Annotated in this window: 20 protein-coding genes and 1 pseudogene; 17 read left to right on the top strand and 4 right to left on the bottom strand. The window is 69.4% G+C overall.

All coding sequences use genetic code 11. From position 1 onward, the window contains the following. Nucleotides 1-86 precede the first annotated feature (86 nt). The 13 genes from rsmI to OO70_RS43620 all read left to right on the top strand — a co-directional run bounded on the left by rsmI (nt 87) and on the right by OO70_RS43620 (nt 17,168). Entirely contained in the window at nt 87-938 is an 852-nt protein-coding gene (rsmI, locus tag OO70_RS43560; protein ID WP_043684834.1) for a 16S rRNA (cytidine(1402)-2'-O)-methyltransferase, read from the top strand. A 460-nt stretch (nt 939-1,398) separates the two neighbouring features. After that, nucleotides 1,399-1,848 (top strand): hypothetical protein, encoded by a 450-nt coding sequence (locus tag OO70_RS43565; protein ID WP_043684836.1) that lies wholly within the window; start codon nt 1,399-1,401, stop codon nt 1,846-1,848. A gap of 47 nt (nt 1,849-1,895) precedes the next feature. After that, complete coding sequence (locus OO70_RS43570; protein WP_043684839.1) at nt 1,896-2,780, top strand: TatD family hydrolase; 885 nt, start codon at nt 1,896-1,898, stop codon at nt 2,778-2,780. A gap of 131 nt (nt 2,781-2,911) precedes the next feature. Then, complete coding sequence (locus tag OO70_RS43575) at nt 2,912-4,201, top strand: resuscitation-promoting factor (protein WP_043684842.1); 1,290 nt, start codon at nt 2,912-2,914, stop codon at nt 4,199-4,201. Between the two features lie 102 nt (nt 4,202-4,303). Then, entirely contained in the window at nt 4,304-5,341 is a 1,038-nt protein-coding gene (gene rsmA, locus OO70_RS43580) for a 16S rRNA (adenine(1518)-N(6)/adenine(1519)-N(6))-dimethyltransferase RsmA (RefSeq protein ID WP_078651791.1), read from the top strand. After that, nucleotides 5,338-6,267 (top strand): 4-(cytidine 5'-diphospho)-2-C-methyl-D-erythritol kinase, encoded by a 930-nt coding sequence (locus OO70_RS43585; protein WP_043684844.1) that lies wholly within the window; start codon nt 5,338-5,340, stop codon nt 6,265-6,267. Before rsmA ends, OO70_RS43585 begins: the two co-directional genes overlap by 4 nt. A gap of 193 nt (nt 6,268-6,460) precedes the next feature. After that, nucleotides 6,461-7,240, top strand: coding sequence for an MHYT domain-containing protein (locus OO70_RS43590; protein WP_043684847.1), 780 nt, complete (start codon nt 6,461-6,463; stop codon nt 7,238-7,240). A 141-nt stretch (nt 7,241-7,381) separates the two neighbouring features. After that, on the top strand, nt 7,382-9,379 hold the full coding sequence (locus OO70_RS43595; RefSeq protein WP_043684848.1) for a sensor histidine kinase: 1,998 nt from the start codon (nt 7,382-7,384) through the stop codon (nt 9,377-9,379). A gap of 240 nt (nt 9,380-9,619) precedes the next feature. Further along, entirely contained in the window at nt 9,620-10,618 is a 999-nt protein-coding gene (locus OO70_RS43600; protein WP_043684851.1) for a peptidoglycan recognition protein family protein, read from the top strand. Between the two features lie 149 nt (nt 10,619-10,767). Then, nucleotides 10,768-12,570, top strand: a complete 1,803-nt coding sequence (locus tag OO70_RS43605; RefSeq protein WP_043684854.1) for an ABC-F family ATP-binding cassette domain-containing protein — start codon at nt 10,768-10,770, stop codon at nt 12,568-12,570. 190 nt (nt 12,571-12,760) lie between these two features. Then, nucleotides 12,761-14,473, top strand: a complete 1,713-nt coding sequence (locus OO70_RS43610; protein ID WP_043684857.1) for an outer membrane protein assembly factor BamB family protein — start codon at nt 12,761-12,763, stop codon at nt 14,471-14,473. Nucleotides 14,474-14,516: 43 nt separating this feature from the next. Continuing rightward, nucleotides 14,517-16,274: an outer membrane protein assembly factor BamB family protein gene (locus OO70_RS43615; protein ID WP_078651792.1), complete on the top strand. Its 1,758-nt coding sequence runs from the start codon at nt 14,517-14,519 to the stop codon at nt 16,272-16,274. 201 nt (nt 16,275-16,475) lie between these two features. Further along, on the top strand, nt 16,476-17,168 hold the full coding sequence (locus OO70_RS43620; protein ID WP_078651793.1) for a helix-turn-helix transcriptional regulator: 693 nt from the start codon (nt 16,476-16,478) through the stop codon (nt 17,166-17,168). An 18-nt stretch (nt 17,169-17,186) separates the two neighbouring features. Here OO70_RS43620 and OO70_RS43625 read toward each other — a convergent pair whose 3' ends face one another. Both OO70_RS43625 and OO70_RS43630 read right to left on the bottom strand, forming a co-directional pair. Further along, complete coding sequence (locus tag OO70_RS43625; RefSeq protein ID WP_043684865.1) at nt 17,187-17,402, bottom strand: DUF397 domain-containing protein; 216 nt, start codon at nt 17,400-17,402, stop codon at nt 17,187-17,189. Between the two features lie 8 nt (nt 17,403-17,410). Continuing rightward, a complete protein-coding gene (locus OO70_RS43630) occupies nt 17,411-18,262 on the bottom strand; it encodes a helix-turn-helix domain-containing protein (protein ID WP_043684868.1) in 852 nt (283 codons plus the stop codon). Nucleotides 18,263-18,488: 226 nt separating this feature from the next. On the opposite strand from OO70_RS43630, the pseudogene OO70_RS43635 reads away from it, so the two are divergent. Together OO70_RS43635 and OO70_RS43640 are read left to right on the top strand one after the other, a co-directional pair. Next, nucleotides 18,489-18,623, top strand: a pseudogene (locus OO70_RS43635) (ATP-binding protein); the annotation flags it as partial. Nucleotides 18,624-18,758: 135 nt separating this feature from the next. Next, nucleotides 18,759-19,856, top strand: a complete 1,098-nt coding sequence (locus OO70_RS43640; protein WP_234337080.1) for a DNA polymerase III subunit beta family protein — start codon at nt 18,759-18,761, stop codon at nt 19,854-19,856. Nucleotides 19,857-20,362: 506 nt separating this feature from the next. Here the strand turns inward: OO70_RS43640 and OO70_RS43645 are convergent. Together OO70_RS43645 and OO70_RS43650 are read right to left on the bottom strand one after the other, a co-directional pair. Further along, nucleotides 20,363-20,683 carry a hypothetical protein gene (locus tag OO70_RS43645; protein ID WP_043684871.1) on the bottom strand — a complete coding sequence of 107 codons (321 nt, stop codon included), beginning with the start codon at nt 20,681-20,683 and terminating at the stop codon, nt 20,363-20,365. 21 nt (nt 20,684-20,704) lie between these two features. Beyond that, the gene (locus OO70_RS43650) at nt 20,705-22,393 is read right to left on the bottom strand and encodes a sodium:solute symporter family protein (protein ID WP_043684873.1); all 1,689 of its coding nucleotides are present in this window, start codon (nt 22,391-22,393) and stop codon (nt 20,705-20,707) included. Between the two features lie 156 nt (nt 22,394-22,549). Between OO70_RS43650 and galT the strand changes: the two genes are divergently transcribed. Together galT and galE are read left to right on the top strand one after the other, a co-directional pair. Continuing rightward, nucleotides 22,550-23,608: a galactose-1-phosphate uridylyltransferase gene (galT, locus tag OO70_RS43655; RefSeq protein WP_043684876.1), complete on the top strand. Its 1,059-nt coding sequence runs from the start codon at nt 22,550-22,552 to the stop codon at nt 23,606-23,608. Continuing rightward, entirely contained in the window at nt 23,608-24,570 is a 963-nt protein-coding gene (gene galE, locus OO70_RS43660) for a UDP-glucose 4-epimerase GalE (protein WP_043684879.1), read from the top strand. Before galT ends, galE begins: the two co-directional genes overlap by 1 nt. The last annotated feature ends 11 nt before the right edge of the window (nt 24,571-24,581 follow it).

Raw genomic sequence — 24,581 nt, forward strand, 5'->3', positions numbered from 1 at the left:
TAGGGAACAGCGCTGTGTGAGTCCCGTGCATGGGTGGTCTCGGTCCGGATGCGTCCACAGATGTCGGGCCCTGCGAGGATGGGGGAGTGACTGGAACCCTTGTACTGGCGGGCACCCCCATCGGCGATGTTCAGGACGCGCCGCCCAGGCTCGCCGAGGAGCTGACCGGCGCCGATGTCGTCGCCGCCGAGGACACCCGGCGGCTGAGGCGGCTGACGCAGGCGCTCGGGGTGCAGCCCAAGGGGCGGGTCGTGTCGTACTTCGAGGGCAACGAGGCCGCGCGGACGCCGGAGTTGGTCGAGGCGTTGGTGGGTGGAGCGCGCGTGCTCCTGGTGACCGACGCGGGGATGCCGTCGGTGTCCGACCCGGGGTACCGGCTGGTCGCCGCCGCCGTGGAGAAGGACATCAAGGTGACCGCGGTGCCGGGGCCGTCCGCCGTGCTCACCGCGCTCGCGCTGTCGGGGCTGCCGGTGGACCGGTTCTGCTTCGAGGGGTTCCTGCCGCGGAAGGCCGGCGAGCGGTTGTCGCGGCTGCGGGAGGTCGCCGGCGAGCGGCGGACCCTCGTGTACTTCGAGGCACCGCACCGGCTCGACGACACCCTCGCCGCGATGGCCGAGGTGTTCGGCGCCGAGCGGCGGGCCGCCGTCTGCCGCGAGCTGACCAAGACGTACGAGGAGATCAAGCGCGGCCCGGTCGGCGAGCTGGCCGCGTGGGCGGCGGAGGGTGTGCGAGGGGAGATCACCGTCGTCGTCGAGGGCGCCCCCGAGAAGGCCGAGGAACTCGGCGCGGACGAGCTGGTACGGCGGGTGCGGGTGCGCGAGGAGGCGGGGGAGCGGCGAAAGGAAGCGATCGCCGCCGTGGCCGTCGAGGCAGGCGTTCCCAAGCGAGAGGTGTTCGATGCCGTGGTCGCGGCGAAGAGTGCGCAAAAACCCGTCTGACCTGCGGGAAAGGTTCCTCTGAGCGGGGCGCTGTTCCTATGAGCGCGCGCCCCATGACGGGGCAAAGCACGGTCAGCAAATGCAAAGGCCGGACCGCCTTGGCGGGGCGATTCGACAAGGAAAGTCCAAATCGCCTCCAACAGTCGACAGGTCTGATGCGTTCGCCCTGCCCGAGGCGTCCACTTGAGTGAGGGACGCACCCGTCCCTCGCCTCCAACGGGATTCCGGGGGGAATCCCCTCGCCGGGGGCGCCTAGGCCCTGTCGTCACATTCCCGTCTGCCCGGAGACGCCATGCACGCACTCTCGCCGCACCGGGCCCGGACCCGAGTACGTCCAGTACGCGGGTCCGGGCCCGGCACGCCGAGAGCACGCACCTGACGCCGCCGGGCCCGCCCTTCGGGCGGACGACGGGAATGTGACGACAGGACCTGGTCCAGCGGAAAGCAAGCAGGAGCTGGCATGAGTGAGATCGCAGGGCAGACCGGTCTCCGTGGCGCTGCCACGGCCGTGGTCAACGAGTCGTACTCCTTCGCCTGCATGCGGTGCGGGCACGGCTGGGAGCAGGCGTACGAGATAGAGCACCACGTCGACACCGACGGCCACCAGTTCGTGATGTACGTGGCGGAGGGCCAGGTCGTGCCGTCGCCGCTGAGCCGCCCCGCCTGCCTCAACTGCGACGGGCATGTCGTACGCATCATGCGCGCGGGCCAGGTGTCGTCGGTACGGGAGGCCGCGCAGCGGCAGTACCAGGCACCGCGGCCCCGGGCGGCGGCAGCAGCAGCGGATGCGGCTACGGCCGCGGCGGACGGCACGGACGGCGACGCCGCCGTGACCCCGCTGCCGGAGCACAAGGACCACCACTGGCACCTGTCCGATCTCCTGCACCCGTTCCACCGCAGGGCGAGCTGACCGGCTCCCACGACCGGGCGGGCATGCCCCTTTCGTAGGATCGGGGCATGCCTTCCTCCAGCGGCAGCGAGAAGAACGCTGCACCGCCGCTCCCGGAACCCCTCCGGGTGGCCGTCGCCGACTCCCACACCCACCTCGACATGCAGTCCGGCACGGTGGACGAGGCTCTCGCCAAGGCCGCGTCGGTCGGCGTGACGACACTCGTCCAGGTCGGCTGCGACCTGAAGGGCTCCCGCTGGGCCGCCGAGACGGCCGCCCGGTACGAGGCCGTCCACGCGACGGTCGCCCTGCACCCGAACGAAGCCCCGCGCATAGTCCACGGCGACCCCGACGGCTGGTCCCGGCAGGGCGAGCGGGTGGCGGGTGGCGACACGGCCCTGGACGAGGCCCTCACCGAGATCGACCGCCTCGCCGGGCTGCCGCAGGTCAAGGGCGTCGGCGAGACCGGCCTCGACTACTTCCGCACCGGCCCCGAGGGCAAGGCCGCACAGGAACTCTCCTTCCGCGCGCACATCGAGATCGCCAAGCGGCACGGCAAGGCCCTGGTCATCCACGACCGCGACGCCCACGCCGACGTCCTGCGCGTCCTCAAGGAGGAGGGCGCCCCCGAGCGGACCGTCTTCCACTGCTACTCCGGCGACGCCGAGATGGCCGAACTCTGCGCCCGCGCCGGGTACTTCATGTCCTTCGCCGGCACCGTCACCTTCAAGAACGCCCAGAACCTGCGGGACGCGCTCGCGGTGGCCCCCCTCGAACTGGTCCTCGTCGAGACCGACGCCCCCTTCCTGACCCCGGCCCCGTACCGCGGACGGCCCAACGCGCCCTATCTCGTTCCGATCACGGTGCGCGCCATGGCGGCCGTCCGGGACCTCGACGAGGACGCGCTGGCGACGGCCCTGGCGGCGAACACGGCGCGCGCCTTCGGCTACTGAGGCTCCGCCGATGCCCGGCACCCCTTTCGAACACAACCCTGAGTAGCCGCGTCGCTTTGGAGAGTGACGGTCGCTCCGCTAGGTTCTGTTGGCCCGATCCGGACCCTTCTGGCCTTCTGGAGCGTGTCGGCGTGAGCAACTACGAGACCTATGAGACGTACGACCGCGGTGTGCGCGCCGATGTGTACACCGACGGGCCCACCGAGGTGTACGAGGACACGTACCGGCCCGCCTACGAGGTGCACGAACCGGTGTTCCCGCGGCAGGCGGCGACCGAGGTGCCGGGGCGTGCGGAGCGCAGACGAAGAGCCGAGCGCACGGGCTCGACGGCCTCCACGATGCGCCGGCTGGTACCGCAGGCGCTGGTCGTCGCGTTCCTCGCGGGCGGCACCACCGCGTTCGTCGCCAAGGACAAGGCGATCGAGCTGAACGTCGACGGCAAGCCGCGCACCCTGCACACCTTCGCCGACGACGTCACCGAACTCCTCGCCCAGCAGGGCGTGGACGTCGGCGCGCACGACGTGGTGGCACCCGGCCGCGACGCGCCGCTCGCCAGCGGCGACGAGGTCGCGGTGCGCTACGGCCGTCCCGTGCGGCTCACGATCGACGGGCAGCGGCGCGAGGTGTGGACGACGGCGCGCACGGTCGACGGGGCGCTCGAACAACTCGGGGTCCGCGCGGAGGGCGCATACCTCTCCACCTCCCGCTCCCAGCCCATCGGCCGCGCCGGACTCGCCCTCGACGTGCGCACCGAACGCACCGTCACGATCATGGCCGACGGCCGCGCCCGTACGATCCGCACCAACGCGGCGACGGTCGGCGAGGCGGTCGAGGAGGCCGGCATCGGTCTGCACGGCGAGGACACCACCTCGGTCCCGCCCGACAGCTTCCCGCGCGACGGCCAGACGATCACGGTCCTGCGGGTGACGGGGACGCGCGAGGTCCGCGAGGAGTCGATCCCCTTCAAGGTCGAGCGCACCGACGACCCCACCCTCTTCAAGGGCACGGAGGTGATCGAACGGGCCGGACAACCGGGCCTGCGCCGGGTCACCTACGCCCTCCGCACGGTCAACGGCGTCAAGGAGAAGCCGCGCCGCGTCGACGACGAACTGGTCCGGGAACCCCGCGCCCAGCTGGTGAAGGTCGGCACCAAACCCATGCCCACCTCGGTACAGGGCGCCGACCAACTCAACTGGCACGGCCTCGCGACCTGCGAGTCCGGCGGCCGCCCCGGCGCGGTCGACCCCTCCGGCACGTACGGCGGCCTCTACCAGTTCGACACCCACACGTGGCACAGCCTGGGGGGAAGCGGACGTCCGCAGGACGCGAGCGCGGAGGAGCAGACCTTCCGCGCGAAGAGGCTGTACGTAAGACGGGGTTCGAGCCCATGGCCACACTGCGGGACGAGGCTGCACGGCTGAGATGGGGGGGGTTGGGGGGCTTGCCCCCCAAAGGGGCGCGGGGAACTGCGCGACCAGCCACAGCGGACCGGCAGACGAAGAACGGCCCGTAACCTAGATGACGTGAGCAGCAACCCCGACGCCCTCCTAGGCCCCGCCGACATCCGCGAACTGGCCGCAGCCCTGGGCGTACGCCCCACAAAACAGCGCGGCCAGAACTTCGTGATCGACGCGAACACGGTCCGCCGTATCGTCCGCACCGCAGACGTCCGCCCCGACGACGTGGTCGTGGAGGTAGGCCCCGGCCTCGGCTCACTCACCCTCGCGCTGCTCGAAGTAGCCGACCGGGTCACCGCCGTGGAGATCGACGACACCCTCGCAAGCGCACTCCCGGCGACAGTGACCGCCCGCATGCCCGAGCGGGCCGAGCGTTTCGCGCTGGTGCACTCGGACGCGATGCAGGTGACGGAGCTGCCGGGCCCGCCCCCGACCGCGCTGGTGGCCAACCTCCCCTACAACGTGGCCGTACCGGTCCTTCTCCACATGCTGGAGCACTTCCCGACCATCGAGCGCACGTTGGTGATGGTCCAGGCGGAGGTCGCCGACAGGCTGGCCGCGCCGCCCGGTTCGAAGGTGTACGGCGTCCCGTCCGTGAAGGCGAACTGGTACGCCGAGGTCAAGCGGGCCGGCTCCATCGGCCGCACCGTCTTCTGGCCCGCACCGAACGTGGACAGCGGCCTCGTGGCGCTCACCCGCAGGCCCGAGCCGCCGAAGACCACGGCCACCCGGCGCGAGGTCTTCGCCGTGGTCGACGCGGCCTTCGCGCAGCGCCGCAAAACCCTGCGGGCGGCGCTCGCGGGCTGGGCTGGATCGGCAGCGGCGGCCGAGGTCGCCATCGTCGCGGCCGGGGTATCGCCGCAGGCGCGCGGCGAGTCCCTGACAGTCGAGGAGTTCGCCCGCATCGCCGAGAACAAGCCGACCGGAACCGAGGTCACCACACACGCGGATACCGAACGCGAGGCCGGCGCGGCGGAGAACGCGAGTGGCATCGGGGCCGGCGACGCCCTGCGCGCGAGCGGCCCGGCGGAGACCCCGAGCGACGCCCACGCCGACAACCCCCACGCCCACAACCCCCAGCGCAGCAAGGAGCCCGGTAAGTGAGCGTGACCGTCCGCGTCCCCGCCAAGGTCAACGTCCAGCTCGCGGTCGGCGCCGCGCGCCCCGACGGTTTCCATGACCTGGCCAACGTCTTCCTCGCGGTCGGCCTGTACGACGAGGTCACCGTGACCCCGGCCGACGAACTGCGCGTCACCTGCGCGGGCCCGGACGCGGCCCAAGTCCCGCTGGACCGGACGAACTTGGCGGCGCGGGCGGCCGAGGCGCTCGCCGCGCGGTACGGCCGTAGCGACGCCGTGCACATCCACATCGCCAAGGACATCCCCGTCGCGGGCGGCATGGCGGGCGGCAGTGCGGACGGCGCGGGCGCGCTGGTTGCGTGCGACGCGCTGTGGGGTACGGGTGCGTCGCGGGCCGAACTGCTGGACATCTGCGCGGAGTTGGGCAGTGACGTGCCGTTCAGCCTGGTGGGCGGGGCGGCGTTGGGCGTCGGGCGCGGCGAGAAGCTCACCGCACTGGAGACCGGCGGCACCTTCCACTGGGTGTTCGCGATGGCCGACCGCGGGCTGTCGACCCCGGCGGTCTTCCGGGAGTTCGACCGCTTGGCGGAAGGGGTCGACATCCCCGAACCGGTCGCCTCGCAGCCGCTCCTCGACGCGCTCGCGAAGGGCGACCCGGACGCGCTGGCCGCCGCCGTCTCCAACGACCTTCAGCCGGCGGCCCTTTCGCTCTTCCCGGAACTCGCCGACACCCTCGCCGCGGGCCGCACCGCGGGCGCCCTCGCCGCGCTCGTCTCCGGCTCGGGCCCGACGACGGCGTTCCTCGTCCGCGACCCCGAGTCGGCGGCGAAGGTGGCACAGGCGCTGGCGGCCTCCGGGACCTGCCGGACGGTACGTACGGCGGCGGGTCCGGCGGCGGGAGCGACCGTGATCGACCGACCTTCACACGAGGTCCACGGAACACCCGCCTGACCTGCAAAAATGCGTGTGTTCGGTGTTATCCAAACCACATTGATTTATTGTTCACCAATCGACCTCAGGGTCCCTTTCGCGCCCTCTGTCCCATGGAAACGGCTGGCATGATCAGCCAACCTCCGGTCCTTGTTACCGGCGGTACTCCCTGCGCGCGCGGTCTCGCCGCGCCACGCCCGAGAGGAACCTCCCCATGGGCCACATGGACCATTTCAGCGCGGGCTGGGTCACCCCGGTCCTGTCCTACGCGATGGCCTGCGTCGGCGCCGCGCTCGGACTGCGCTGCACCGTAAGGGCACTTGAGGCGGACGGCGCCTCCAAACGGAACTGGCTGACCCTCGCCTCCGTCGCCATCGGCTCCGGCATCTGGACCATGCACTTCGTGGCCATGCTCGGCTTCAGCGTCGAAGGCACCCCCATCCGCTACGACGTCCCGCTCACCGTCCTCAGCCTGCTGATGTCCATCGGTGTGGTCGCCGCCGGCGTCTTCACCGCCGGCTACGGCCGCTCCCGCGTCACCTCGGTCGCCTTCGGCGGCATCGGCACCGGCCTCGGCGTCGCCGCCATGCACTACACCGGCATGGCCGCGCTCGACCTGCACGGCGAGATCGACTACGACCCCCGGCTGGTCATCGCCTCCGTCGCGATCGCCGTCGTCGCCGCGACCGCCGCGCTCACCCTCACCCTCATCGTGCGCGGCCCGATCCTCGCCACGCTCGCCGCCCTCGTCATGGGACTCGCGGTCAGCACCATGCACTACACCGGCATGTACGCCGTGAGCGTCACCCTCGCCCCCAGCAGCGCGACCCTCTCCGGCGCCACCGCGACGGAGTTCATCTTCCCGCTCGCCGTCGTGCTCGGCTCCTTCCTCTTCCTCGCCTCCGCCTACGTCGCCCTCTCCCCGACTGGCAAACGCCACGAGTCCGCCATCGCCGCGGAGTTGCTGCGCGAGGTCGAACTCGCCACGGTCTGACCCGACTTGGGCTGCCCTGACTTCAACTGCCCTTACAGCAACGGCCCCCACCTCTCCGGGGTGCCGGTGCCGGTGCCGACCGCCGATCGGTATATCGAACGCGCCGTACGCCCCCCCGCACTTCCCTGAACGAGGTCCCTCATGCGTGTCCTGCGCGCGCCGGCCCGACTGCGCCCCAGATCGGTCCGCGCGAAGATCGTCGCCCTGCTGATGCTGCCCATCGTGTCCCTGATGGCCCTCTGGGGCTTCGCCGCGGTGACGACCGCGTCGAGCATCGCCGACACCGAGACCGCCAAGGACGTCAACTCCGAACTCCTCACCCCTGTCGCCGAGTTCGTGACGGCGGTACAGGGCGAGCGGACCGCCGCTCTGCGCTACGCGGACGCCCCGGCCGCCTTCAAGGCGGCCACCGCGGTCACCGACAAGGCCGCCGCCGCCCTGCGTGACGGCGTCAACGACTCCAGCTCGGACGCGGCGCTGATCGACTCCACGCTGCCGGGCCGTATCGACAAGCTTGAGTCCGACGCCGACGGCCTGGCGGCGCTGCGCGCGGCCGCCACTGCGAAGGGCGCCAAGTCGACGACCGTGTACGGCAGTTACTCGGCGACCGTCGAGCACGGTTTCTCCGTCACCGGTGCGCTCACCGACGACAGGACCGCCGCCGACGCCTCCGACGCCCGCGTGGTGCTCGAACTGTCCCGGGCCCGCGAGGCACTCGCCCAGGAACAGGCACTGCTCGGCGCCGCCCGCACCGGGGGCAAGCTGACGAAGGAGCAGTACGCGCTGTTCGTCGGCGCCGTCGCCACCCAGCGCGAACTGCTCGCCCCCGCGGTCGCCGACCTCAAGCCCGAGCACCGGACGGCATACCGCACACTCCTCGCCGGCAACCAGTACACCCAACTCCAGGCGGTCGAGAACCGCGTCCGCAGCGCGGGCCCCGGCACCTCCGCCGCGTCCGCGAGCTTCCTGCGCGGCTGGGACACCACCGCGAGCGGAGTCCTCACCGGCCTCGACGCGGCGGAGACCATGGCCGGTACGGGAGCCACGGCCGCCGCCGACCCGTTCGGCTGGGACACGCTCGGCGCGTCCGGGATCGCCGTCGTGCTCGGCCTGGTCGGCGTGCTGCTGTCGCTGCTCGTCTCCGTGCTCGTCGGCCGCGGCCTCATCGTCGAACTCCTCGATCTGCGCAACTCCGCCCTCGAAGTGGCCGGCCGCAGCCTCCCGCGGGCCATGCGCAGGCTGCACGCCGGCCAGGGCGTCGACATCGACGCCGAAGCCCCCATGCGCCGCCTCGCCGGAGACGAACTCGCCCAGGTCGGCACCGCGTTGACCGCCGTCCAGCGCGCCGCCCTCAAGGCCGCCTCGGAACGCGCCGAACTCCTCAGCGGCATCTCCGGCGTCTACGTCAGCCTCGCCCGCCGCAGCCAGGTCCTCCTCCACCGCCAACTCGACCTGCTCGACGCGATGGTGCGCAGACAGCGCGACCCGGCCGAACTCCACGAGCTGTACCGCGTCGACTACTTGGCCACCCGCATGCGCCGCCACTCCGAGAGCCTGCTGATCCTCTCCGGCATCGCACCCGGCCGCGGCTGGCGTGACCCGATCCCCCTGTCCGACATCCTGCGCGCGGCCGTCGCCGAGATCGAGAACTCGACCCGGGTGCAGATCTGGGCCGTACCGAAGGTGTCGCTGACGGGTGGTTCCGTCGCCGACGTGATCCATCTGCTCGCCGAACTCGTCGAGAACGCGACGGCGTTCTCACCGCCCAGCACCCAAGTGCAGCTGCGCGCGGCCCGGATGCGGGAGGGCGTCCTCATCGAGATCGAGGACAGCGGCTTCGGCATGAACGAGGACGCGATCGCCGACGCCAACCGCAAGATCCAGTCCGAGAAGGTCGACCTCCTCGACGCCAAGCAGATCGGCCTCTTCGTGGTCAACCGGCTGCGCGAACGGCAGGGCCTGCGCGTGGAGATACGGCACTCGCAGAGCGGCGGGGTCACGGCAGCTGTGCTCATCCCCGAGGGCCTGATGCGCGACGACATGCCGGTGGGGGACCAGCAACAGGCCGCCGGCGGGCGGGGATTGGCGCCGGCGTCGGCCCTGGTCCCGCGGCAGAGGCTGCGCGGGGCGGGAGCCTGAAGCCGAGGCACTCTTCGCACCATCTCCACACAGATGTACCGCAATCGCAGTACAGGTGGGACGGATGGGACGGATAGGTTCGTTTGATACTTCAAGTGCACTGCTGGAAGGGTCAGTTCCGTGTCCGACACCCCCACACCGTCCACCCCCACCCCGTCCCACCGCAGAAGGCGGTCCCTCTCGCGTCGCGGCGCGATAGGGACCGCCGGAGCCGTCGCCGCCGGAGCCGCCCTGACCCCGGTGGTGTTCGCGGCCACCGACTCCACCTCCGACTCCACCCCTGACGCGACCCCGTCGGGCACCAAGCCGGAGACCTTCCCGGCCACCCGCACCGCGACCGCCACCGGCACCGCCCCGGCCACCACGACCTTCGCCGCGTCCTACGTCGGCCTGCGCTGGACCGGCGACCAGGACGGCGCCGGCATCCGCCTCGCGGACGGCGCCTGGCAGCAGACCGGCACCGGCTGCGCGACGATCGACGGCGGCGGTACGGCCCTGGTCGCCGCCGACGAGGCCACCAGCTACGAGGTGAAGGCACCGGCAGGCGCGACCGACGTACACACGGTCGCCATCGACTGCACCCGCGGCCCCGACCGCACCTTCCACGTGCCGACCGAGGCGACCCGCGTCCGCGGCGTCCGCTACCTCTCGCGCCCGGCCTGGGGCGCCGACGAGTCGAAGCGGTACAAGGACGGGCAGGTCAACTCACCCGAGAAGTACTACCCGCTGCAGTCGATCACCGTCCACCACACGGACACCCCGAACGCCGACCCGGACCCGGCCGCGACCGTCCGCGGCATCTACGAGTACCACGCGGTCACCCTCGACTGGGGCGACATCGGCTACCACTTCCTGATCGACGAGGCGGGCGTCGTCTACGAGGGCCGCTACTCCGGCGACGACCCGATCCCGGCCTTCGACAAGACCGGCAACCTCGTCACCGCCTTCCACACGGCCGGCTTCAACTCCGGCAACCTCGGCATCGCCCTCATCGGCACCCTCGTAGCCCAGCCTCCGACAGACGCGGCAAAGGCGTCGTTGATCCGCCTCATCAAGGTCATAGCCCGCTTCAAGGGCTTGGACCCCCAGGCCAAGATCACCTACACCAACCCGGTGAACGGCGTAAAGAAGGACAACGAGACGGTGAGCGGCCACAGGGACTGGCTCCAGACGGACTGCCCGGGCCAGACGATGTACGACCTCCTTGGAGAGGTCAGGACGGCTGCAGCAACGCGCTGACCTGGCAACGGGGGGACGCGATGCTTTCAGGGGCGCGGGGAACTGCGCGACCAGCCACGACGGAGCCGCAGCCAAAAGACGGCGCTTCGCGGCAAGGACACCGCACCGCCTACCCTGGGAGGCTGACCGTCCCCCCTGTCAGGAGAGAAATGGCCGTCAACCTGGTCAATGTCGAGAACGTCAGCAAGGTGTACGGCACCCGTGCCCTGCTCGACGGCGTCTCGCTCGGTGTCTCCGAAGGGGACCGGATCGGGGTCGTGGGCCGCAACGGAGACGGCAAGACCACCCTGATCCGGATGCTCGCCAAGCTGGAGGAGTCCGACACCGGCCGCGTCACCCACTCCGGAGGACTCCGCCTCGGCGTCCTCACCCAGCACGACTCCCTGGACCCCGAGGCGACCGTCCGCCACGAGGTCATCCGGGACATGGAAGACCACGAGTGGGCGGGCAACGCCAAGATCCGCGACGTACTGACGGGACTCTTCGGCGGGCTCGACATGCCGGGCTTCCCGCAGGGACTCGACACCGTCATCGGCCCGCTCTCCGGCGGCGAGCGCCGCCGTATCGCGCTCGCCAAGCTGCTCATCGAGGACCAGGACCTGGTCGTCCTCGACGAGCCGACGAACCACCTCGACGTCGAGGGCATCGCCTGGCTCGCCCAGCATCTGCGCGAGCGCCGTTCCGCGCTCGTCTGCGTGACGCACGACCGGTGGTTCCTGGACCAGGTCTGCACCCAGATGTGGGACGTGCAGAAGGGCGACGTCTACGAGTACGAGGGCGGCTACACCGACTACGTCTTCGCCCGCGCCGAGCGCGAGCGCATCGCCGCCACCGAGGAGACCAAGCGGCAGAACCTGGTCCGCAAGGAGCTGGCCTGGCTGCGCCGGGGCGCCCCCGCCCGTACGTCGAAGCCGCGCTTCCGCGTCGAGGCCGCCAACGAACTGATCGCGGACGTGCCGCCGCCGCGCGACACCAGCGAGCTGATGAAGTTCGCCTCCTCGCGCCTGGGCCGGACCGTCTTCGACCTGGAGGACGTGACCGTCCAGGCCGGGCCCAAAGTCCTTCTGAAGCACATCACTTGGCACCTCGGCCCCGGCGACCGCATCGGCCTGGTGGGCGTGAACGGCGCGGGGAAAACCTCCCTGCTGCGGGCCCTCGCCGACGCCGCCCGCAGTGACGGCGACACCCAGCCCGCGGCCGGCAAGGTCGTCGTAGGGAAGACGGTCAAGCTCGCCTACCTCTCCCAGGAGGTGGCCGAACTCAAGCCCACGCTGCGGGTGTTGGAGGCCGTGCAGCAGGTGCGCGAGCGCGTCGACCTCGGCAAGGGGCGCGAGATGACCGCCGGGCAGCTGTGCGAGACGTTCGGCTTCAACAAGGAGAAGCAGTGGACGCCGGTCGGCGACCTGTCCGGCGGTGAGCGGCGCAGGCTCCAGCTCCTCCGTCTCCTCATGGACGAGCCGAACGTCCTCTTCCTCGACGAGCCCACGAACGACCTCGACATCGAGACCCTGACCCAGCTGGAGGACGTCCTCGACGGCTGGCCGGGGTCGATGATCGTGATCTCCCACGACCGGTTCTTCGTCGAGCGCACCACCGACAAGGTGTACGCCCTCCTCGGCGACGCGACGCTGCGGATGCTGCCGCGCGGTATCGACGAGTACCTGGAGCGGCGCCACCGTATGGAGGAAGTGGCCGCAGCCGCCGTCCCCGTCGTGGAGAAGGCCGCGCCCGCCGTGAGCGCCGCCGACCAGCGGGCCGCGAAGAAGGAACTCCAGAAGATCGAGCGGCAGTTGGACAAGGTCTCCGAGAAGGAGGCCAAGCTGCACGCCCAGATCGCCGACAACGCCACCGACTTCGCGAAAGTGGCCGAACTGGACGCGCAGCTGCGGGACTTGGGCGGCGAGCGGGACGAGCTGGAGATGCGGTGGCTGGAACTCGCCGAGGACGCGTGAAGGGTGCGTGAAGGCGCATAACGGGGTCATCACGGGCCGGTCCTCCCTTGGGAACAGGGGTGAACCGGCCCGTTCTTCATGGACAGCTCAGTGATAGAAAGAGCCGTCTGAGACCTGCTTGAACGCGCCTCCGGATCCTTCGCGAACCCCGAGGCGTGGCTAAAAATCAGTGAACGAGGGGGAGCCGCTGATGACTCAGCCGCCCGACCAGCCGCCGTCCGGCGGTTACGGAGCGCCGCCGAACCAACCGCCACAGCCACCGTCGGGCGGCTTCGGCGCTCCCGTTCCGCCGACGCCCGGCTACGGCTACCCGCAGCAGCAACAACCGGGCCCCTACGGCTATCCGCAGCAGCCCGGTCCTTACGGTCAGCCGCAGCAGCCGGGACCTTACGGTCAGCAGCCCCCCTACGGCGGCTACGGGTACCCGCCGCCCCAGCCGCAGTTCAGTCCGCCCCCGCCGCCCTCCGGCCGCGGCCCCTTCAAGGGGAAGCCCGCGCTGCTGATCGCGGCCGCCGTGGCCGGACTGCTCGTCGTGGGTGGCACGGTGTGGGCGGTCACGAGCGGCGGCGGCGACAAGAAGCCGGTGGCGGAGCAGAGCGACAGCCCCAAGCCCTCCGGCACCAACACCGCCGACGACCCCGCCAACCCCGGTGACGGCAGCGGCGACGGCGGCAAGGACCCCGAGGACCTCAACGCGGGCCGCAAGTCCGGCGAGGCGAAGGTGCTCTGGTACAAGGAGGCGCCGGACGCGCCCGGTTCCGGCGCCGACGCCCCCGGCATGTGGATCACCGGCAAGACGGCGGTGAAGGCCGCGTACAAGGAACTCGTCGCCTACAACGTGGGCAACGGCAACCCGACTTGGCCCACGATCACCTTCCCCCAGAAGATCTGTGCGGTCACCCCGCAGAAGTCGGCCGACGACAAGATCGTCGTCGCGTACGAGAGCGGTGTCAGCGACAACGCCAAGTGCAACCACCTCCAGCAGATCGACCTGAGCACCGGGGCGAAGGGCTGGGCAGGGACGGTCGCGGACGGCGCCCTGTTCGACAGCGCGATCAGCATCGGGCTCTCCATCACCGGCAGGACGCTGATGGTGGGCCGCTCGGAGTCGGGGGTGGCCTACGACCTCGACACCGGCAAGCAGCTCTACGAGAAGAAGAAGTACGGCGCGGCCTGCTTCCCGGGCTCGTTCGCGGGCGGCGCCAAGCTGATCTCGGTCGCGTCCTGCGGGGCGGGCACCTCGACCGAGCACGACGAGGTGCAGGAGCTGGACCCGGCGACCGGCAAGGCCGAGTGGACCAAGTCGATCCCCAAGGGCTGGACGGTCGCCCGTACCTACTCCGTGGACCCGGTCGTCCTCTACATGACCGACGCGGACAACAAGCACTGGAACATCTCGACGCTGAAGAGCGACGGTTCGGTGCAGTCGCAGGTCGATTCCAAGGCCGCCTTCGCGCCCTCGTGCGGTCTGACGATCCTCGACCGGGACCTCCAGGGCTGCCAGGGCGTCGCGGTCGACGCGAACACCCTGTACCTGCCGACCCAGGCGACGACCGGCGCCAACCAGATCGTGGCGATCAGCCTCGCCACCGGCAAGGAGAAGTGGCGCGTCAAGTCCCCCGCGGACGAGTCGATGGTGCCGATCAGGGCCGAGGGCGGCAAGCTCCTCGCCTACGTCGAGGCCTCCTACGACGCGGGCGGCCAGATCGTGTCCGTCCCGACGACCGGCTCTTCCCGTACGACGACGAAGCTGCTGCAGATGCCGGCGGCCACCGCGCAGATCGAGTCGAGCTTCTACTCGCGGGACATCGACTACGTCGACGGGCGCTTCTACATCTCGTCGACCCGGCTGAACGGCAATGACGACACGAAGGAGAAGTTGATGCTCGCCTACGGCAAGTAACCCTTTCCTGCGCTTCCGTCGACCCGTCCCCGAGGTACTCGTCATGACCCAGCCGCCCCCGCCCCCACCGAACCAGCCCCCGCAGCAGGGCGGCTTCGGCCCACCCCAGGACCAGCCCCCGCAGCAGCCCCCGCCCCCACCGGGCTACGGCTACCCGCAGGCACCGCCCCCGCCCCAGCAGCCGGGTTACGGCTACCCCGGCCGGCAGCCCAACCCGTACGCGCAACCGCCGCAGCCGCAGCCGCCGTACGGGCAACCGCCCAACCCCTATGGCCAGCAGCCCGGTTACGGCTACCCGGGGCAGCCGACCATGCCGCTGCACCCGCAGCCGGGCCAACCGGGCGGCGGGGGACGGAAGTTCGGGGCGTCCGCGGTGATCATCACCGCCGCTGTCGTGGCCATCGCGCTGATCGTCGGAGGCGGGATCTGGTACTCGTCCACGTCCGGCAAGAACAACAAGGCCGACGACAAGAAGACCACCGCCGACTCCACCCCCTCGGACAACAAGGGCGGCACCGGTGGCACCACCTCCGGCGGCAAGGAGAAGGTGCCCGCCGACACCGCCTCCAAGGTCCTCTTCCAGGTCCCGATGCCCAAGGTCAGCGACACCATGGTGACGTCCGGTTCCTGGCTCACCGACAAGGTGTACGCCAAGAGCGGGGCCGCCGAGGTCGACGGCTACGACCGTGCCACCGGCGCCAAGCAGTGGACGATCAAGCTCCCCGGCCCGGTCTGCCAGGCCACGAAGAACACCACCACGGACGGCAGGACGGCGATCATCTACGAGCCCGCCATGCCGACCAAGGACAAACCCTCGCACGGCTGCAGCCAGATCGCGGCGCTCGACCTCAACGCGGGCACCAAACTGTGGACGAAGACCGCCAACTCCGGTGACCAGCCGATCAGTTTCGAGAACGTCACCGTCAGCGCGAACACGGTCGCCGTCGGCAGCACCGACGGCGGGGCCGCCTTCGACATCTCCACCGGCAAGGTCCTGTGGAGCCCCAAGGTGGCCGACTGCTACGACGCCGGCTACGGCGGCGGCGCCAAGCTGGTCGCGGTCCGCCGCTGCGGAACGTACGACTCGCCCGTCCTCCACATCCAGACCATCGACCCGGTCTCCGGGAAGGTGATCTCGGACTACAAGATGGCCCAGGGCATCGAGTACGCGAGCGTCGTGTCGACCGACCCGCTGGTCGTCGCGGCCGACGTCGGCGACAGCGCGGGCGACGGCAGCGGCATCTCGGACTTCTTCTCCATCGACAACAAGACGGGTGCGCTGCGCGCGCACATCTCGGCGCCGGGCAAGCAGTACGCGGGCCGTTGCGACGGCATCACCCGCGTCGAGTACTGCACCGAACTGGCCGTAGGGAACGACCGGTTGTACGTGCCGACCGAGGAGCACGACGGCTCCGGCGACTCCTACAGCAAGACCAACGAGATCGTCGCCTTCGACCTCGCCACCGGCAAGCAGACCGGCCAGCGCGCCGACGCGGGCGACGGCTACACCGTCACCCCGCTGCGCATGGACGGCAGCAACCTCATCGCCTACAAGTCCCCGCCCTACGACAAGGGCGGCCAGATCGTCAGCATCGACGGCAGCTCCTTCAAGGAGACGACGCTGCTGGAGAACCCGAGCACGGAGACGGTACGGGACACGGAGACCAGCTTCCTGCCGGACTACGCGGAGATCCTCTTCTCGGAGGGGCACCTCTACATGTCGGCGGTCTACGCGGACAAGCCCTCGTCGTCCTCCACCGACGACAAGGACCTGGCGATCGCCTTCGGCACCGGCAGCTGACCACCCTCATCATTCCCGAATGCCAGGAATGCGAAAAAGTCCATCGATCCGGGGCACTTCTCACCAGTAGGGGCAGCGCAACGTCGAACAAGCGTGTAGCTTCCGGGGGCATGAAGAGCGGGGGTGCTGGGGGCCCTCTGTTCTTGGGGACCGGTGGGCATCCATAGTGGGCATCCATTGGGGGGACTGGGGGGTTGCTCGATGGGAGTGCGGCTGATGGTGGTCGACGACCACCGATTGCTCGCCGAGGCACTGGCCTCGGCACTGAAGCTGCGGGGACACCGGGTGCTGGCAGCGGCCGCACCCGCGGCGGGCGCGGCCGAGCTGGTGATCACCCGCGCCCCTGAGGTATGCCTCCTCGGCACGGCGACACCGGCCGAACCGGGCATCTTCGACCCGGTGATAAAGATCAAACGGGAACGCCCACAGGTCGCGGTCCTCGTCCTGGGCCCGGTCCCGAGCCCCCGAGGCATCGCGGCGGCCTTCGCGGCAGGCGCGTCGGGCTACGTCCGGCACGACGAGCGCATCGAGGGCGTGGAGCGCGCGATCATGAAGGCGAGGGCGGGGGAGGCGGCCGTAGCCCCCCAACTCCTGCAAGGCGCCTTCAGCGAGTTGCTCAACCCGGCAGCCCAGCCGGACGACGAGGGCCAACGCCTGTTGCAGATGCTGACACCGAGGGAGGTGGAAGTCCTGGTCAGGGTGGCCGACGGCGAGGACACCCGCCTGATCGCGGCGGGCATGGGCATCGCCCCGTCGACGGCCCGCACGCATGTGCAGAGGGTGCTGATGAAGCTGGGGGTGGGTTCGAGGCTGGAGGCGGCAGCACTGGCGGCGAGGACGGGCCTACTGGACAGGGCGGGCCCACTGAACAACACCGCCGGCACCGACTTCTAAGGGGCGCGGGGAAGCGGGTCAGCCGTGACGATCGACACGGCCGGCGGTCGGCGTTCCGGACCGTATGCCGTGGAGGAGGGCGGCTAGGGCTGCGGGGGTGGTGGTGAGGGCGGTGGTGGGGGTTTCGCTTTCGCGGAGGTGGAGGGTGGTGGGGGTGGTGGCGAGTTCTATGCAGTTGTCGCCGTCGCCGTTTCCCGAGAAGGACGACTTCTGCCAGTTGTCGGGGGTGGTCACGGCGGGCCTCACAGTTCCTTCGCCAGCTGGTGGATGAAGTCACGCGAACGTGTGGGTTCGAGTGACTCAGATTCCAGCATACGGAAGAGCGTTCGAAAGGCGCCGAGTTGGGCCTCGGAGTCGATGAATCCCGCGCCGTGGGGTGCATCGCGTACCGCAGTGTCCAGCTTGGGCACGGCGCCGCCCGCGTACATCATGGCGTTCGAGGCACCGCCGAAGCCGTCGAGGTCGAAGGGAATGACGCGCACGGTGATGTGGTCCGCTTCGGAGAGTTCCAGGATGCGTCCGAGTTGCGTCCGCATGGCGGCGCGGTCGACGGCTCGGATACGCAGCGCCGCTTCGTGGATCACCAATTCGTACGGCGTGGGGTTGGGGCCCTCGATGATCACCTTGCGTTCCATTCGGTGGCCGACCCGCAACTCCAGCTCTTTGCTGGGGAGTTTGGGGAATCGGTACGAGGACACGGCACGGGCATAGTCCTCCGTCTGGAACAGGCCTGGGACGTGCAGGAACTCCACATCCAGCCGGTAAGTGCAGTGATGCTCCAGTTCGGCGAGGTCCAAGAACGGCGTGGGCAGCAGGCCCTGGTACTTTTCCCACCAGCCGCGTGTCCGGTCGGTCGCCATTGCCACCAGGGCTCCGACCAACTCCTCGTCCGCGCAGGAGTAATGGGCGGCAAGGCTGCGCACGCGCTCTTCGCTGACACCCGCGATCCCGGACTCGATCTGACTCATCTGGGCGGAGCTGGACCCGACCAGTGCGGCAGCTTCAAGCGCCTTGAGTCCTGCGGCCTCCCGAAGTTTCCGCAGTTCAACGCCCAGACGTTCCTGGCGTGCGGTGGTCTCCCGCCTGCGTGGCATGACTTCCTCCCTGGCCTCAACTGCCATGAGGCCGTGACTCGTTCGAGGGGCAGATTACGGCAACGACTTGCGCGGGCCCAAATTTCACCCGTACCGTCGGTGACGCGACACACACGCTGCGAAACCCGGGACCCCGGAAGCGCACCACCCCGTCCTGCCATGACGGCGTGACAGGCCACCGCCCGCGAACCGCATCAACTCCCCACACCACCAACGGAGTTCACGCATGCCCGAAACCGAGCCCGAACCCTGGGAGTACTCCCTCTCCGTCCCGCACGACCGCCGTGCAGTCACCGTCTGCCGCCGAACCCTGCGCCTGGTCCTCACCGTGCACGGCCTCATCCGCGTCGCGGACACCGCCGGGCATCGCGGCAAGTACGTGTGGTGCGAACTGGGGGTGGCGTAGCGACCAGTTCGTCCCCGACCAACTAAGTGGTCGGCTCCGGAAGCCTTCGGGGTTGACCCTCGACTTGGTAGAGGGCTCAGAGTTCCGGGTGTGGAGAGCGAGATGCGCAGTATCGGTGAGATGGCCAGGGACAGTGGACTGAGTGTGAGTGCCCTGCGGTTCTACGACGGTGCCGGCGTGCTGGTCCCGGCCTGGGTGGATCCGGTGAGCGGCTACCGCTGGTACGGCCCCGAGCAGCTTGAAGAGGCCCGGTTGCTGGCCCGGCTGCGCCGGGCTGGTATGCCGTTGGCGGACATTCGGCTGGTGCTGGCCGGCTGGTCCAGTGAGAACACCGACCTGGTGCGGAAGCTGCTTCAGGCGCATCTGTGTCGTCTTGAACTGGGGCTGTCCGATGCCCGCATTGAGTTCTCCGCGGTCCGAGCGCTACTCGAATGCAGGGAGAATCCCATGGCTTTGCTCCGCACCGACACCACCGTCCGGTTGGCTGTCTCCGCGCCTGAGTTGGCCGCGGCGTTGGACGCGGTCCGCTTCGCCGCCAGTACCGACCCGGAGCTGCCGATGCTCGGCGGTGTCCTGTTCGACATCGAGGGTGAGACGCTCCATGTCGTGGCTACCGACCGGTACCGGATGGCAGTCGCACAAGCCGGTACCACCGGGCATGGCGGGCCCCGTGTGCAGGTCATCGTGCCGTCCCCGCTCGTCGACGCGATGCGAGCGCTGCTGAGTGACGACGTATCCGTCCAGCTCACTGTGGACGGTGACCGCGTGGCCTTGGAGGCAGGGGACCGTCAGGCCGCTGGGCAGCGTCTCCATCACGACTTTCCTGATTATCGTCGCCTCGTCCGCTTGCCGGCAGGGCACCGTGCCCTCGTCGATGTCCCGGCTTTCCGGGCGGCGGTGGAAACCGGCTCCGTCCGCGTCAGCGAGGTGCGCGAGCAGGACGGCGTGTCCTGTGACCTCAGCTTGCTCAAGGTGGCGGCCGACGGCACGGTCCACGTCTGTGAAGACGGTGACGACGGCCAGGGCAACATCGCCGTCAATCGCGAGTTCCTGCTGCATGCCCTCGCCGCCGGGGCCCGGGACCAACTGATTCTGGAGTTCGGCGTCCCTACGGCGCCCCTGGCGATCCGCCGGACCGACGGCGAGGGCACCTTTTCGATGCTGATGCCTGTCCGCCTGGAAAATTAACCGGTCTGCTTCGGAAGTCCTTCGAGGTCCTTCGAGGGTTGACTCCGGAGCCGGGTGCTGTGTGGCGTTGGTCAGACGCCCGGGGTGGCGAGGTACAGGGCGAAGCCCCAGGTGGTAACGGAGCCGCCCTAGTGCAGGCGCATGAGCTTGATGCTTTCGCCGGCGGCCAGTTCGCCGTCCACGTGGGCGAACTGGCCGCAGTGGCGGACGTGCACGGCGGCCAGCTGGGGCCAAGCCGTGCGGGCCTGCGCGGTCAGTCTCTGGGCGCAGGAAAAATCCTTCGCCGCCCCGGCACCATGATCAACCCCCGAAGGACTTCCGGAGCCGACCACTGAGCAACTCGGCGAGCACGGATGCCCTAGGGGTGCGGGGCTGTATCGATGTGCGGCTCCGCCGCGCGGGCGCGACCGGTGCAGGCCCACTGGCCAACTCGGCCCGCACCGACACCCCTAGGGGCGCGGGGAACTGCGCGACCAGCCACAGCCCACCCGCACCCGGCACACGGCCTAAGCCCCCTCGTCCTCCTCCGGCAGCTCCACCGGAGGTACCGGCCGCAACTTCACCCACCCCAGGAAGAAGATCCCCAGCAACAGCATCGCGATCCCGGTCCACAGATTGATGTTGACGCCCTCCGCCTTGTCGAGCGTGGCCTGTGACGGGTTGATCCCGGCGATCGTGACGATCACGCCGTAGACGACGAACAACCCACCGATGATCACGCGCAGGTCGAACAGGCGGGACGCAGTCGTGGACTTGCCCTCCAGCTCACTGACCTCGCGCTGGACGTCGTGCCCCGGGTGTTCGGAGTGCTCTGAGTTCTCAGACATGGTCTCTCAATCCTCCCGCGACTAGAACGAGAACGGGATGTAGCAGAGGGCGGCCAGGATCACCGCGCCCCAGCCGAGCAGGGCGGGACGGCGATACCACGCGTCGTCGCCGGCGGCGGGCGCCTCGGTCATGCCGGGGGACGTCGTGCCGTAGACGAGCCCCTGGAGTTGTTCCGCAGACTTCGGCTGGGTGAACAGGGACACCACGAACATGACCACCGCCCCGGCGACGAACCCGGCGATCGCGGAGACGAAGTTCGCGCCCTGGTCGGAGGGGATGGAGATGATGCCCTGCTTGTAGATCCAGAAGTAGTTCACCATCGCCGTCACCGTGCCCGCGAGCAGGCCCCAGAAGCCGGACTTCGGGGTGGCCCGCTTCCAGAACATGCCGACGATGAAGACGACGAACATCGGCACGTTGAAGAAGGAGAAAAGGGTCTGGAGGTAACTCATGATGTTCGAGAACGACGAGGCGAGGAACGCCGTGCCTACCGACGCCGCGACGCCGATCACCGTGATGAGGCGGCCGAAGCGCACGTAGTACGAGTCCTCGCGGCCCGTGACGACGTACTTCGCCCAGATGTCGTTGGTGAACACGGTGTTGAAGGATGACACGTTGGCCGCCATACCGGCCATGAACGCCGCCAGCAGCCCGGTCACCGCGATGCCGAGGACGCCGTTGGGCAACAACTCCTGCATCAGGTACGGGATGGCGTCGTTGTACTGGAGGTCCGAGCCACTCGTGCCGATCTTCGGGACGAGCGCCGCGGCGACCAGCCCCGGGATCATCACGAGGAAGACGATGAAGACCTTCGGGTACGCGGCGATCAGCGGGGTGCGCTGAGCGGCCGAGAGGTTCTTCGCGGAGAGCGCGCGCTGCACCTCGGCGAAGTTGGTCGTCCAGTAGCCGAAGGAGAGGACGAAGCCCAGGCCCAGCACGATGGTCAGCCAGTTCGCCCCGAGCGGGTTGACGCTGCCGATGCCGGTGCCGCCCCACGCGGTGGTGAAGTTGTGGCCGTGGGCCGCGTCGAGCTTGTCGGTCAGCCCGTCCCAGCCGCCGACCTTCTTCAGGCCGAGGTAGGAGATGGGGATGAGGGCCGCGAGGATCACGAAGAACTGGAGCACTTCGTTGTAGATCGCGGACGACAGACCGCCGAGGGTGATGTACGCGAGCACGAAGGCACCGGCGACGATGATCGCCACCCACTGCGGCCAGCCCAGCAGCGCCTCGACGACGATCGCGAGGGCGTACAGGTTCACGCCGGCGATCAGGATGGCCGCGAAGGCGAACAGGACCGAACTCAGCAGATGCGCCCACTTGTCGAAGCGCAGCAGCAGGAACTCGGGGACCGAGCGCACCTTCGAGCCGTAGTAGAAGGGCATCATCACCAGGCCGAGGAAGACCATGGCCGGGATGGCGCCGATCCAGTACCAGTGGACGGTGTACGCGCCGTACTGCGCGCTGTTGGCGGCCATGCCCAGGATCTCGGTGGCGGCCAGGTTGGCCGAGATGAAGGCGAGACCGGTGATCCAGGCGGGCAGGGAACGCCCGGAGAGGAAGAAGTCGAGGCTCGTCTTCACCGATCTGCGGGCGGCGAAACCGATGCCCAGGACGACGACGAAGTAGATCGCCAGGATCGTGTAGTCGAGCCCGTTGGTGGGGAGTCGGAGCCCGGCGGCGAGAGAGGTGGGGGGCTGCAGAGTCTGCATCAAGCGCTCACCTTGTTTGATGTCCTTTTTATATCTTCGGTTGGTGTTCTTTGTTTGATTTTGATGGTGACGACTGGGGGGATCGGTGGTTTGATGTGTTTAGTTCTGTGTGAAGCCCGATGTGGCGTGGATGTACGTACGGATGGAGAGCCCGGCGTGAAGAAGACCTCGACCCGGTTGGCCGACGGTCGTGAGCTCATCTACTACGACCTGCGGGACGACACCGTGCGCGACGCGGTCGACCGACGCCCGCTGGAGCGCACGGTCACCACTTCGGAGGTACGGCGGGACGTGCTGCTCGGCGACTCGGTGGCGATCGCCTCGCACCGTCAGGGCCGCACCTACCACCCGCCGGCCGACCAGTGCCCGCTCTGCCCGACCACGGGCGACCGGCTGAGCGAGATCCCGGACTCGTCGTACGACGTCGTCGTGTTCGAGAACCGATTCCCCTCGCTGGCCGGCGACTCGGGCCGCTGCGAGGTGGTCTGCTTCACCTCCGACCACGACGCGTCCTTCGCCTCGCTGACCGAGGAGCAGGCGGCCCTCGTCCTCGAAGCGTGGACGGACCGGACGTCGGAGCTGTCGCATCTTCCCTCCGTCGAGCAGGTCTTCTGTTTCGAGAACCGCGGCGAAGAGATCGGTGTGACCCTCGGTCATCCCCACGGCCAGATCTACGCCTACCCGTTCACCACCCCGCGCACCGCCCTGATGCTGCGTTCGCTCGCCGCGCACAAGGAGGCGACCGGCGGGGAGAACCTCTTCGACTCGGTCCTGGAGCGCGAACTCGCCGGTGAGCGGGTCGTCCTTGAGGGTGAACACTGGGCGGCCTTCGTGCCGTACGCGGCGCACTGGCCGTACGAGGTCCACCTGTACCCGAAGCGTCGCGTGCCCGATCTGCTCGGTCTGGACGAGGCGGCCCGCACAGAGTTCCCCAAGGTCTATCTGGAACTCTTGAGGCGCTTCGACCGGATCTTCGGTGAGGGCGAGCCTCCGACGCCGTACATCTCCGCCTGGCACCAGGCGCCGTTCGGCACGCTGGAGGAGTTCGACGGTGTGAGCAGGGACGACTTCGCGCTCCACCTCGAGCTTTTCACCATTCGCCGTACGTCCGGCAAGCTGAAGTTCCTCGCGGGTTCCGAGTCCGGCATGAGCGTGTTCATCAACGACGTGCCGCCGGAGTTCGCGGCACAGCGACTGCGAGAGGTAGCGAGTTGATGAGCGGTAAGTACCTGGTGACGGGCGGGGCGGGTTACGTGGGCAGCGTGGTCGCCCAGCACCTGCTGGAGGCGGGCCACGAGGTCACCGTCCTGGACAACCTCTCGACGGGCTTCCGCGAGGGAGTGCCGGCGGGCGCCACGTTCATCGAGGGCGACATCCGCGACGCCGCGAAGTGGCTGGACTCGACGTACGACGCGGTCCTGCACTTCGCCGCGTTCTCCCAGGTCGGCGAGTCCGTCGTCAAGCCCGAGAAGTACTGGGAGAACAACGTAGGCGGCTCGATGGCCCTCCTCGCCGCGATGCGCGAGGCGGGAGTCCGCACCCTCGTCTTCTCTTCTACGGCGGCCACGTACGGCGAGCCGGAGGAGGTCCCGATCGTCGAGTCGGCCCGCACCTCCCCGACGAACCCCTACGGCGCGTCGAAGCTGTCGGTCGACTTCATGATCACCAGCGAGGCGGCAGCACACGGCCTCGGCGCGGTCTCCCTCCGCTACTTCAACGTGGCGGGCGCGTACGGCAGTTGCGGCGAGCGGCACGCCCCCGAGTCGCACCTCATCCCGCTGGTGTTGCAGGTCGCGCAGGGCAAGCGGGACGCGATCTCCGTCTACGGCGACGACTACCCGACGCCGGACGGCACCTGCGTCCGTGACTACATCCACGTGGCGGACCTGGCCGACGCGCACCTGCTCGCGCTGAAGGCGGCCACTGCCGGCGAGCACCTGATCTGCAACCTGGGCAACGGCGAGGGCTTCTCCGTCCGCCAGGTCATCGAGACGGTCCGCCAGGTCACCGGGCACCCGATCCCCGAGGTCGTGGCCCCGCGCCGCGGCGGCGACCCGGCGACCCTGGTCGCCTCGGCGGCCCGGGCCAAGGAGCGCCTCGGCTGGAACCCGTCCCGCGCGGATCTCGCGGGCATCGTCGCGGACGCATGGGCGTTCGCGCAGAACGTATCGAACTGATCGAACTGATC

The organism is Streptomyces xylophagus, assembly GCF_000716435.1.
GTDB classification, from domain to species: Bacteria; Actinomycetota; Actinomycetes; order Streptomycetales; family Streptomycetaceae; genus Streptomyces; species Streptomyces xylophagus.